Genomic DNA, 2651 nt, shown 5'->3' on the forward strand with positions numbered 1-2651 from the left:
ACGTAATTTAAGGGTTTTCATGTACTTATATTAACAATCAAAACTCAAGGAAAATAGTCCTTAGTTAAATCAAACGACACTTCATGTCGTGTCGCTTATATCTCTGACCTGAAGGACAGAGTTTTACCCTCTATTTGATAAAAAAACACCTGAACAGTGTTCAGGTGTTGGGAAAGGGACTTAAGAGATCGTCGAATGATTAGCCATTCTTAATGCGAATGATGCGATCGGTACGATCATTGACTAACACGTAGTCACCATTGATTTTGTACCATTGTTGATAACGACCGGTGTTCGGTAAGCGGCGCGCTTCACGATCACTCACTTTGTAGCGGCTTGAATCGAAATAACGAGGAAAGCTTTGACCAACACGCCAATCGCGGCTTGGATTTACACGACGAAAGTCATTACGGTCGTAGCGATTATTGTCATAACGGTTGTTGTTATTCCAATTGCTCGGACGGTGATCTTTGTCCCAACGGTTGTCTTGATGTTGGTATGACGGATGGTAACGGCGGTCATCTTGACGATGGTCTGGCGCAGCAATGGCTGCTGTTGTTGCCATCAAAGCCGATACGGAAAGAACTAAACTCGATACGATTTTGTTCATGGGACACCTCTATACATTTCTAATCTGTTTTTCGATGATTCAAAATTAGCGAGAAAGTTCAGAGAAAGCGTGGGGGCAATATAGTTGAATTGTGAAATGTATGGAGGAAATTTGAAGGTGTGTAAATGATCTGAACGCTAAGCAGCATCAGCTTTTGCGGTTAAACATTAAAAAAACCTCATAAAAAAAGCCCAGAGTTGATCTGGGCTTTAAAAATATGGCGAAATTAAATTCAAAACGGCTTACATACCTAAAATTTTCAGAATACTGTTACTATCTGAGTTGACCAATATGTAGTCATTATTGATTTTATACCATTGCTGATTACGCGATGGTTTAGGTAAGTTATGGTCTTTATAATCGACTTTATAACCATTACCACGATAATGCTGTGGCATCACATAGCCCGTTTGCCATTTATGTTGTTGCAAACGTTTGACTCCACGTTGTTCACGCATACGGCGTCGATCTTCAAGATCGTCATCGTCCTGATAACCACGGAAATCACGATCTTTTTTCATTTGACCATATGCATTGCCGCGTGGGCCATCAAAGCCACGTTCATCGTTCTTGAAGTGAGGCGCTGCAGACGTGATGCTGCTTGCTATTAAAGCACTGAAAGAAATAGCCAAAATTGGCAAAATCTTTTTCATGTTCAACCCTCATGAGTAATTTATCTTCAATATCACTACTGTACGCATTAAATGCAGAGAAACTGTGAAGAAAGATGAATATTTCTTTAAATAAAACGAAGAGATTGCGGATATTATGCGATAAATTTCGCGCTGAGAACAATCTTTCCATCTTGAAAGAGATGGTCCGATAATGCGCGCTTTTTATCCTTGCAATTCAGCTTTGATTAAATTTGAGGTCTATTGTAAGCACGATCAAAACAGCCCATCAAGTCTTGGCAGGCAAATGAGGGGAGAGATGAAAGACTGAAAATGTTGAGTAACTTCGGGTTTTAGTACCACTGCTCGTTGAGGCATTGGAGTGAATAAATTGCTTGAGCCACAGATTCAGCTTGCTCGGCATCGTCCATTGCAGAGATCAAATTTTCAGTCAGTTGTAAGTTTTCAATTGAACGAATGGTTTCAATTTTGCGTGTTTGATCAGCCATTTGGGTCTCCTTGCCGTCGGTCTATGTCATGGCAAGCAGTCTATGCTTTTATATTTAATTTGAAAAACCGAATATTATTATAAAAATAATTTAAAAATACGATCGATGGCAAATTGGGTAATGAAGCTGTCTATTGATCAAAGCTTGTTGAATTTCAAATGCTAATCTAAGGGTTTAAAAAAAGGGCATCAAATGGCCCTTTTTAGTTCTAAATGTGTCACTTGGAACGTAATTAGTATGCGTATTTCAGGTCGGTATAATCCGTTAATGATTTTTGAATATGAGCTTGAATAAATTCATTAATATCTTCAGGTGTCATTGCTGCACCTTGTTTGGTAATCACATGCTCAAACGGTGCTTGATCTTGCGCAATGATGCGATAAACAAAGTTAGTGATCACTTGATAGCCTGCTTCTTGCTTTTGAATGCAAGTGACATAGAAATAGGTATGCTCAAAGTTTAAGTCATTATGCGAAAAAATAAATTGTTCAAATAATTTTGCATTTTGACCGACATCTAAGCCTTTTAAATCGTCCACGATACTCGGGTCGAATTTCATGCCATATTTTGCTGAAATCGGTTGACCATCGACCAGTAGGTTAACCATGCCATCCTCCGTTGGAGTCACTGTAATATTGCTAAAGTCAGACATGTATCAATCCAATGTTTTTAAAGAATGCCCCAAGTATCGGCAAATTTGCTAAAAACTCAAGTCGACTTTCGCGTGGGCACTGCAAAATCATTCGGTTAATGATGCGTTGTAAAGATTCAAGACATAAAAAAAAGGAAGCGCGAGCTCACTGCTGTCCCACAATTTTTCACAAGAGGAAGCTCATTTGAGCTTCCTCTTGTTTTATGGGTATTTTATCGGGTGAAAATAAAGCTTTTAAAGTTCTTCTTTCAAACAAATTCACTTGAATT

General features: G+C 38.7%; 4 protein-coding genes. All 4 read right to left on the bottom strand.

From position 1 onward, the window contains the following. Positions 1-199 precede the first annotated feature (199 nt). The 4 genes from FTV03_RS17410 to FTV03_RS17425 all read right to left on the bottom strand — a co-directional run bounded on the left by FTV03_RS17410 (position 200) and on the right by FTV03_RS17425 (position 2382). On the bottom strand, positions 200-610 hold the full coding sequence (locus FTV03_RS17410) for an RcnB family protein (protein WP_168379728.1): 411 nt from the start codon (positions 608-610) through the stop codon (positions 200-202). Positions 611-852: 242 nt separating this feature from the next. Continuing rightward, complete coding sequence (locus FTV03_RS17415; protein WP_078193274.1) at positions 853-1263, bottom strand: RcnB family protein; 411 nt, start codon at positions 1261-1263, stop codon at positions 853-855. A 311-nt stretch (positions 1264-1574) separates the two neighbouring features. Then, on the bottom strand, positions 1575-1730 hold the full coding sequence (locus tag FTV03_RS17420) for a hypothetical protein (protein ID WP_168379727.1): 156 nt from the start codon (positions 1728-1730) through the stop codon (positions 1575-1577). Between the two features lie 232 nt (positions 1731-1962). Next, complete coding sequence (locus FTV03_RS17425) at positions 1963-2382, bottom strand: hypothetical protein (RefSeq protein ID WP_168379726.1); 420 nt, start codon at positions 2380-2382, stop codon at positions 1963-1965. Positions 2383-2651: the final 269 nt, after the last annotated feature.

The sequence above is a fragment of the Acinetobacter sp. YH12218 genome, from assembly GCF_013417925.1.
In the GTDB taxonomy this organism is placed as follows: Bacteria; Pseudomonadota; Gammaproteobacteria; order Pseudomonadales; family Moraxellaceae; genus Acinetobacter; species Acinetobacter amyesii.

Bases quoted from the DNA above. Each gene is read 5' to 3' on its own strand.
- FTV03_RS17410 (WP_168379728.1), bottom strand. From the start codon at position 610: ATGAACAAAATCGTATCGAGTTTAGTTCTTTCCGTATCGGCTTTGATG.
- FTV03_RS17420 (WP_168379727.1), bottom strand. From the start codon at position 1,730: ATGGCTGATCAAACACGCAAAATTGAAACCATTCGTTCAATTGAAAAC.
- FTV03_RS17415 (WP_078193274.1), bottom strand. From the start codon at position 1,263: ATGAAAAAGATTTTGCCAATTTTGGCTATTTCTTTCAGTGCTTTAATA.
- FTV03_RS17425 (WP_168379726.1), bottom strand. From the start codon at position 2,382: ATGTCTGACTTTAGCAATATTACAGTGACTCCAACGGAGGATGGCATG.